This window comes from Bifidobacterium sp. LH_558 (assembly GCF_056356295.1).
Genome location: NZ_JBKETZ010000009.1, coordinates 21,453 through 29,711, shown reverse-complemented (window position 1 = coordinate 29,711; position 8,259 = coordinate 21,453). Strand labels below are relative to the sequence as shown.

Here is an 8,259-nt window from a genome sequence, read left to right as displayed (position 1 = left end):
AACCCATGGCCGCTCATATCATCACGAAGATGACGACACTGCGGAAAAACAGCTGCACATCAAGCGGAAAACACCATGCCACTCCTGCCCAAAGAACATTGAACATAAACACGCGGTCCCATTGCCTCCACATGGTTTTGCCGGGAAGGTCCGACTCGTTCGTCGAATACCGGTTGGAGGCGGCGCCGGGCAGGAGGCGGTGCGTGCAGAGCCTGACGCCCTTGTGCCAGATCTCGAGCGTGTTCGTGCTGACCCTGAGGTCCACCGCGGAGCCGACGTACGGGTACGGGGCGGAATACCAGTTGCGCGCATAGGAGACGTGGCAGTTGGCCTGCACCCTCCTGCCGTAAACCCAGTCCGCCACCTCGTACGGCAACGGCGGCAACGCGATGAGCAGCGGCTTCTCCTCCGATTCGAACACCGACAGCCGGGAGCCGTCGCGCTTCTGGAACTGTATTTAGTCAAATCGGTGTTTTGTTTTTAGTCAGGTATCTTTTTCGGGTTTATGCAGTGGGGCGTGCCGACCAGCGCCATGGTCGCGTGCCACACGGTGTTCTCCGCGGACGGCTTGTCCTTCGGTTTGCCGACCCGTCCGGACAGTACGGCGGCGGAGTAGTGCTCGGCCATGGCCCGGTACGCGTCGTTCAATACGACCTCGCCCTCGCGCGGGTGTTTGATCACGCCGGTCTTGAGGTTGTCGCACACCAGGCGGGGCGTGGAGCCTGCGAACCACCCGTACATCGCGATATGGCAGCGCAGCCATGTGTTCTGCCCCATATCCAGGGTGGGTTCCACGAACGCGTACCGGCTGAACGGCAACACGGCCACGAACAGGTACGCGGCCGCGACGTCTCCGGTGACCGGATCGACGACGCGCATGGTCTTGCCGGCCCAATCGACCTCGATCGTGCGTCCGGCCTTGTGCTCCACGCGCGAGGTCACGCCGAGTTTCGCCACATACGCCGCGTACAGCTTGCAGAACCTGTCGTAACCCATATGCGCTTTCCTGGTCCGCCGGCATTCGTCAGCGTACTCGCCGTGCAGGATCCTCAACGTCACGCCGACGCGCGCCAGCTCGCGATGCACCCCGGCCCAGTCCGTCTGTTCGTACACGCTCTCATGCTCGCCCCTGCCCGGGAACAACAGGGCGTACACCTCGTCATCGGTTTTGCCGGCGACGTCGGTCCAGCCGATGCCGGCCGCCCTCGCGGCATCGAGCGTTTCGGCGACGCTTTGCCGCGCGATTCCCTGGGATTTCGCGATCGCGCGGCCCGACAGACCCCGCTCGTTCAAACGCAGGATCGTCTTCGCCTTGATTTTCCGTACCATTGAAGGCACCTCCTTTCACCACACGTCCCTCGCATGGTGAAAGGAGCCTAACCAACCATGGCCTCCAACCGCAATAACCCCGGCCTCAAAACGAAATAACCCGCAAAACCCACGACGGCCCACAATCGCAATAACCATGGGCTTCAACGAGTCAAATATTCAACACGGCTGTCGAACGCGCTAGACTCGGAGACAAGCTGCGTGGTTTCCTTCACTTTTTTGATCACACAACGAATGAAACCGCACGGCCCTTGCACACCAAAATACCAAGAGCCGGTTAACTAAACACGGTGAAGGCGCTGCGGATGATGCGCGTCCGCAGCACCCTACCCGCAGGGAATTACGGGATGAGCTTTTTCAGCGGCGCGAATAGGTCTTCGAAGCACTCTTCGGGGAAGTGGGTTTCCGTTAAGGCTAATGCCGATGGGACAAGCGCACGCACTTCGTCAACATTATGCGCAAAGTGGATATAAGGCAGATCGCCCAGCCACTGGTTATATGTATAGCCGACTTTCCCGTTGGAATTGTCCATCGCGATACATGGCGTCCCTGTGATTGCGCAGAAGATCATACCATGCAAACGATCTGTGACCACTAGCTTCGCGGAACCGAATTCGTCCCACTTGGAGTTAACGAGCGCTTCCCCTCTTTCCTGCGTGATCGGAGTGGGCTCGCTAAAGGCCATCGTGTCCGTATATGACCATCGTTCACCTGACGACGTAGCGAGGCGCTCCAATTCCCCCTGAATATCGCCAACGCTCTTCTCTTTATCATTGCGCATACACAACAAAATGCCGCGGCGGTGCGGGAACGGATATCGATCCATCCCTCGCATCGAGAGCACGATATCCGGGGTCATCTGAACATCGAGATTCGGATATAGGGCCCTCATGCGGTCGTATGACTTATACTCACGCGCAATAAGGTGAAGGTCTGGATGACTTCCGTATATACGTTTAGTCCGCTCCAAAAGTCGTCGATCCTCTTGGGAGCTTCCGTAACTGATGGTCTGAGGAAACAGAACGATGCGATTCTGCCGCATCATAGAAATCACTCTAAGACGATTCTCTTCATACTCCGGATAGAGCGCGGTCATATTGCCTCCGCCTTGCAGGAAGATGATATCTTCCTGCTTTGCGTATCGCTTCAGACAGAGCAGGAGCTGTGAAGTGTTTCCGGAGAAAGATCGAAATGGCCGAGAAGACCGGGCGAGGATGCGACGTTCCGCCATCGCAATCGCCTGATCGCCGAGGTTTCCGTAATCCGGGCAATCAACAAGCCAGTTCGCAGGCTCGTTATGCAGCGATTCAAATACGTGCGAATAAGAGGCAAGTCCCTTTCTCGCCAGATTTCGCTTGAACAATAAAGAAAAATACCCGTCCCCGAGTAACTCTTTACCGTAAAACTTCAGTTGGCTCTTTAACGTCATTGCGTTCCTTTCGGGCTCTTCGTATTTTGGTGTGTAAGGGCTGTGCGGTTTCATTCGTTGTGTGATCAAAAAAGTGAAGGAAACCACGCAGCTTGTCTCCGAGTCTAGCGCGTTCGACAGCCGTGTCCTGCTTGGCCTTGACTGACTGTGGTTGGTCCCGCTGTCCCAGCGGCATCTGGACGGTGGCGGGCACGCCGGCACGTGGCTGATACGCTGCGAGATCGAGGATATGGACGGAAAATCGCGGCTTTGTCCAGGATGCGGCGCTTCCGGGTGCCTGGCATAATCAAGCAATCGGAACAAAGAAGTCCAACAAAAAGCCCCTCCTGTAAAGCTGTAACGGAACTTTGGAGGCATACCTCTGAACGGTGAATGCGATTGTCTCCGCGAAGATGTTTTCTATGCGGCCTAGCTCTTGCTGTTTCTGTGTTATGCCGGACTCATTCAGCACAATGATTGTTTGGTGTCAGCGGATACATTCACCGATAGGACCAAGGATCTCATCTCTAGCGCTTTTCTCTAATATGTGAATTATTTGCCTCTCCTGTCTTTTACTATCTGAATTAAGTTCCTCGCTGTAGGCAAAATATCAGCCATACATGTAACGCAAACTAGACCGAACAACACTACCGACAAAAATCTATAGTGAATCATCTGCGATACCATAATACAAGTCTGCATAACAACTAATAGGATATTGAGTCCAACAAAAAGCCAATTAACGTTAATGCGTAATATACTTCGGGTATAATGTACTCGCATAGCACACATAATGAGATTACTGAGAACCATAGCCCATGCTGCGCCTGACAATCCGAACGGATGGATGAGCAACCATGTCGCTACTACAACTACGGCAGCAGCAACCATAGTTGTAGTGAATAAGTATTTCGTTCTCATGCTGGCGGTAAATACAGTGCCATAGAAGCCAGCAAATACATTAAACAGAAATGCGAGCACTAAGATTGGTATAATAGGCCACGCTTGATAAAACTGTTTTTGAAGGAGAATCGATGCAAGCCAGGGAGATAAAAGAATAAGAGCGGAAGCTGAGAAAAAACAAAAAACACGAAATACCACGAATACATTGCTATAGAATCGGCTGGTATCAGTGCGTTTAAACTCTTGAAATGCAGAAAGACTCCACGCCTGCCAAAACGTACTTGAAATCAAATTCATTAAATTGGGAATTTTACTTGCTGCCGCAAATAATCCAGAAGCAGCAATACCAAGCGTACCAGTGATGAAAAATCTGTTAACGCTATTACCAATCCACCAGAAAACTGAGTTCGGCATTAAAGGAATTGAATAGTACAGAAGATTTCTCAGCAAATGAGAGTCGGTCTTCTTAGGAAGTGAAATATAACGATGTGAACCTCCAACAATTAGATATATTACTATTGCTGTCAAACCTCCAACCGTTAAAGAAATAAAATAGCCATTGATACCCTGTTTTAGCAATCCAATTAGAATACCTGCAAGTACGCCAGACACAAGCGAGGAAATGATTGACGCCCAGGTGATTAGTCTAACTTTATTGAATCCACGGCTCACATTTGTTAGATAAGAGTTAAATGTCATGACTGTAAAATAAGCCATATACTGGAACCGATATTGCCCAAGACCACCAAATATAGATAGATTAATTAAAGGCAGGATAAGGAACATAGCAAGACATCCAGCCAAAGTTACCCAAAAACCAATAGATGCATACTGTTCTCCATCAGACATGTCATCGATGATGTAACGAGTCACAGCATCGCCTATTGACAAGGTCAGCACAGGCATAGCTAGACTTGCAACAGTCAAAGACATATCAGTCACGCCATATTCAGATGTAGTTAAAAAAAAATGTATACAGCGGAACCAAAAAAAATGTAATCAGCTTTGTCGAGACTGTGTTTAATGTGAATAATCCAAGATTCACAAGCAGTTTTTTATACTTTCCCAAAAAACTCCATAGCTTACGAAGTAGCTTATAACTATTTTAAAGAAGCAAAGCATTAAATAAATGCGTGCATCTCTTGACATCTCTATCTGTTTTTAGATATCAGACATATATAAACAGTATCTAGTCGATGCATCATCAGCAGTCAAATATAAAACCATGGAATACTCCACAAAAACAACACAGAATGAATAATATGTACTGAATTAGCGATAGCAGCTACCTACCACGTAAATTGATTAAAAAATTTAGTAATGGATATAATTTAAGTTTTAGAAGAGTCAGTGACACTCTTTGTTTATTGTTAAACAACTGAAGAGTCTTAGCATTAGGATAAGGCATACAAAGATTTCTCACAAGCTCTTTTCGCAATAAAGCCAAATCGGGATCCATACTGCATTTTCCGTTGATCAACATAGCAACTCGGTAATTAGATTTATAAATTTGCGAGTCACATAACGAGGCAAGGGCAGGACGCTGTTGCTTAATATCAAGAAGTTGCTCCATAAAAGCATCTTTACACTGTAACGCCATTTTTTTATTAATAGTATGGAGAATTGAGCCAGAACGCTGTCTGTAGTTGTATAGTCGCTTATTAATAAAATAAACTTTATCTACATAAAAAAATAATTTATAAATAGTTAACACATCTTCAAATAAACGGCCTTCTGGGAAGGCGATTTCCTTTTCTCTCCAAATTGAGACAGGAAAAACAACACGCCAAGCAAAATTTTGAAAACGATCTGTAAGTAAATACTCTAATGCTTTGTCTCCGCTCACATCCGTATCATCTGGGAACGAATATCCTTCAATATCTGTTGTTTTTGCCGTTCCATCAGCACTCATCAGAGAATATGTAAACACTAGGCATGCTTCAGAATTTATCTTCTGAGCTTTACTCATGCAGATAGATAGAGCTTGCGGTTCGAGAGTGTCATCAGAATCAACAAATAGAGCATATTCTCCTTTCGCTCTTCCAATTCCGTAATTCCGAGCACTAGATAATCCACCATTTGTTTTGTGATAAACTTTTATTTTTTCAAACTTTTTTTCGTAAGAATCACACAGGAAAGCAGATTCATCAGTAGAGCCATCATCTATCAAGATAATTTCATAATTTTCATAATCTTGCTTCAATAAGCTATCTAAGCATGTTGGTAGATATTCGGCAACATTATACACAGGAACAATAATTGAAACTTTCATACAAAAACTCCTTGAATAAAAAGATTAACAAGTTTCTTTTCAGCATCTACCAGAGAATAAGGCGACCGTAAACAAGATCTCGAAATTATCGCTCTATCTTCTTTGGATGAAGGACCAAGTTCAATCAAAGAGGAAAGCTTTTCTACCCAAATATGTGTGGATTCAAGCGGTAAATGAATTATTTGATTAGTGATATCAACTTCCGAAGGCACTGTATCTGAAACCAAACAGGGAAGACCAGAAGATTCAGCTTCAATTGCTGCAATACCGAAACCTTCAAATAACGACGGAAATATAAAAGCATCCATAGCAGAATAAAATGGTGCGCTACTCTCAGTTCCTCCAGCAAAAATGACATTATCCTCAATTGCCATCTGCTTCACAAGTCGAGACATCGAATCAAACAGATCTCCTTTCCCAACCAATAAAAGCTTTGCCGACGGATAAGTCTTTACTAGTTCTTCAATGACTTTTATCGCAAAAGAATGATTTTTTTGTTCTTGGAATCTACCAACCATACCAATGACATAATCAGATTCTTTAATATGATATTTATCACGTATTTCTTTTCGCGACGTTTCGTTAAACGCAAACTGAGAAACATCAATGGCATTCGCTACAATGATTCGTTTCTCTTGTTGAATTGTTGGAAATAACCAGTTCGAAGCAGAAACTGAGCATGCCCAGAAATCCGTACCAATCAGCTCAACTTTAGACGTATTAATTTTATGTAATATTTTTCGCAGCAAGCCCGAAGGAACTGCATTATTGTGCGCGTGAACAATTATTCTTTTCATCTTTACGCTCTTTGATACAAGAAGAGGTAAAATATTGGCCGCTGAAAGCATGTTGACATACACAGCATCATATTCTTCTTTTTTCAAGTAGTTCTTTAAAGACAGATAATATTTAATTGGATTTATTTTAAAACTTGGTAAACGTATTATTTTCGCACCGCTATCAATGAAAAACCGTTCATAGGCAATATGATCAGTTAAACTTATGAAATCAAAAAAAATCCCTTTTTCTTTCAGATAAGGATAATAGTTAAAAACGTATCGTTCAATACCACCTGGGATATCCGTCATTCCAAAAACAAGAATACGCATGCGCTAGTCCTCACCTTCCACAGGAAGCACCCTCTGCTGAGTACGTATCAGCACCATTTTATAAACCACTACAGGAATTATCCAAAGCAAAGGATTCACTTGATACTCAGAGATATGTGTTTCGACAATGCCATATATCTGAACAATTTCCAGCAACCACAGAACAGATACCACAGATCTGCACTTTTTTTTAGAACAGAAAAAAGACGCTGACGGTAGCGAAACAACAATCACCAAATAACTAACGACAAATATGAGACCAAAAGATAAAGGAGCCATAATATATAGTGAATCTATAGGCATCGAATATCCAGCACCAGTTTCAAAATCACGAAAGATTAAGGAATCTAAACCTGTAAAAGTTATTGGAAATTGCTGAAGAGCCAGATCCCATATATATAAACGCGAACTGAAATAGTAATTTATTTTTTGAAAAAACCCATCGCCATATACTCCACCAGAAACCCTATAGCCCAAAGTAAGAAAATAAGGAACAAAGCAAGGTAGCAAAAGCGCAAATACCCAGACAACATCTTTCAATTTTATCTTCAATAACAAAGGAACAAAGAGAAACAGGATATTAGTAATAATCCCGCCCGCAGACATAGTCGTCATACCTTGCCATAAAAGCATACAAAATATAAAAAGATAATAGCCTATTCCAAAACTTTTTTTATCGCACAATATAAAACATAAAGAATCATACAGCCACAGGCAAACCCGTACTGAACGTTGGCATGATAAAAACCAAAGTTGTCAGGAACGACGAAACCGTTTGACGCCCAAGCACATAGAATCGCTACAACATAACTTCCGATGCTTACTACCATTGCCTGGAAAACAACAATCGAAAAAGTATCATGGAGAAAACTTATCGCCAAAAAGAAGGGCACTATTAGAAAAATATGTTTACTGTCAACAGTGTAGAGCCCGACGATAAGTCCCAGCGCCCCCCAAAAAACTAATTCAGCTTTCTTTTGAGAAAACATGACATAATGGTAAAAAAATTTTGTAAGGCAAGCCAAAATCAAAGCCACTATCAGTAGTAGTCTGTAATATAAAACAGCTTCATTTTCTCGAATAAAACTTAAGGAAGAACAATATGCTATCGCTGATGATATTATAAGAATAAGGTAATTCAATATCAGAAACGCAAGCTTATCATAAGACAGTTTACCCAACTCTTTTTGAGAATTAACATGTTTGGCTGCGTAATATCTTCCCATTAGTCACGACTA

General features: G+C 44.3%; 8 protein-coding genes. All 8 read right to left on the bottom strand.

The genetic code is table 11. The features are described from left to right. Window positions 1-13: 13 nt before the first annotated feature. Window positions 14-421 (bottom strand): Mu transposase domain-containing protein, encoded by a 408-nt coding sequence (locus AC1AV0_RS10510; RefSeq protein ID WP_476573791.1) that lies wholly within the window; start codon window positions 419-421, stop codon window positions 14-16. Window positions 422-480: 59 nt separating this feature from the next. Beyond that, on the bottom strand, window positions 481-1,329 hold the full coding sequence (gene istA / locus AC1AV0_RS10505; protein ID WP_476573789.1) for an IS21 family transposase: 849 nt from the start codon (window positions 1,327-1,329) through the stop codon (window positions 481-483). A gap of 340 nt (window positions 1,330-1,669) precedes the next feature. Further along, window positions 1,670-2,758 carry a polysaccharide pyruvyl transferase family protein gene (locus tag AC1AV0_RS10500; protein WP_476573787.1) on the bottom strand — a complete coding sequence of 363 codons (1,089 nt, stop codon included), beginning with the start codon at window positions 2,756-2,758 and terminating at the stop codon, window positions 1,670-1,672. A gap of 531 nt (window positions 2,759-3,289) precedes the next feature. Further along, entirely contained in the window at window positions 3,290-4,573 is a 1,284-nt protein-coding gene (locus AC1AV0_RS10495) for an oligosaccharide flippase family protein (protein ID WP_476573785.1), read from the bottom strand. Window positions 4,574-4,925: 352 nt separating this feature from the next. Next, entirely contained in the window at window positions 4,926-5,912 is a 987-nt protein-coding gene (locus AC1AV0_RS10490) for a glycosyltransferase family 2 protein (protein ID WP_476573783.1), read from the bottom strand. After that, window positions 5,909-7,021 (bottom strand): glycosyltransferase, encoded by a 1,113-nt coding sequence (locus tag AC1AV0_RS10485; protein WP_476573781.1) that lies wholly within the window; start codon window positions 7,019-7,021, stop codon window positions 5,909-5,911. Before AC1AV0_RS10485 ends, AC1AV0_RS10490 begins: the two co-directional genes overlap by 4 nt. 3 nt (window positions 7,022-7,024) lie before the next feature. Further along, complete coding sequence (locus tag AC1AV0_RS10480; protein ID WP_476573779.1) at window positions 7,025-7,636, bottom strand: hypothetical protein; 612 nt, start codon at window positions 7,634-7,636, stop codon at window positions 7,025-7,027. Window positions 7,637-7,677: 41 nt separating this feature from the next. Beyond that, window positions 7,678-8,247 carry a hypothetical protein gene (locus AC1AV0_RS10475; protein ID WP_476573777.1) on the bottom strand — a complete coding sequence of 190 codons (570 nt, stop codon included), beginning with the start codon at window positions 8,245-8,247 and terminating at the stop codon, window positions 7,678-7,680. Window positions 8,248-8,259: the final 12 nt, after the last annotated feature.

Coding starts and splice junctions, on each gene's coding strand:
- AC1AV0_RS10485 (WP_476573781.1), bottom strand. CDS start 7,021: ATGCGTATTCTTGTTTTTGGAATGACGGATATCCCAGGTGGTATTGAA.
- AC1AV0_RS10475 (WP_476573777.1), bottom strand. CDS start 8,247: ATGGGAAGATATTACGCAGCCAAACATGTTAATTCTCAAAAAGAGTTG.
- AC1AV0_RS10495 (WP_476573785.1), bottom strand. CDS start 4,573: ATGTCTTTGACTGTTGCAAGTCTAGCTATGCCTGTGCTGACCTTGTCA.
- AC1AV0_RS10500 (WP_476573787.1), bottom strand. CDS start 2,758: ATGACGTTAAAGAGCCAACTGAAGTTTTACGGTAAAGAGTTACTCGGG.
- AC1AV0_RS10480 (WP_476573779.1), bottom strand. CDS start 7,636: ATGACGACTATGTCTGCGGGCGGGATTATTACTAATATCCTGTTTCTC.
- istA (WP_476573789.1), bottom strand. CDS start 1,329: ATGGTACGGAAAATCAAGGCGAAGACGATCCTGCGTTTGAACGAGCGG.
- AC1AV0_RS10490 (WP_476573783.1), bottom strand. CDS start 5,912: ATGAAAGTTTCAATTATTGTTCCTGTGTATAATGTTGCCGAATATCTA.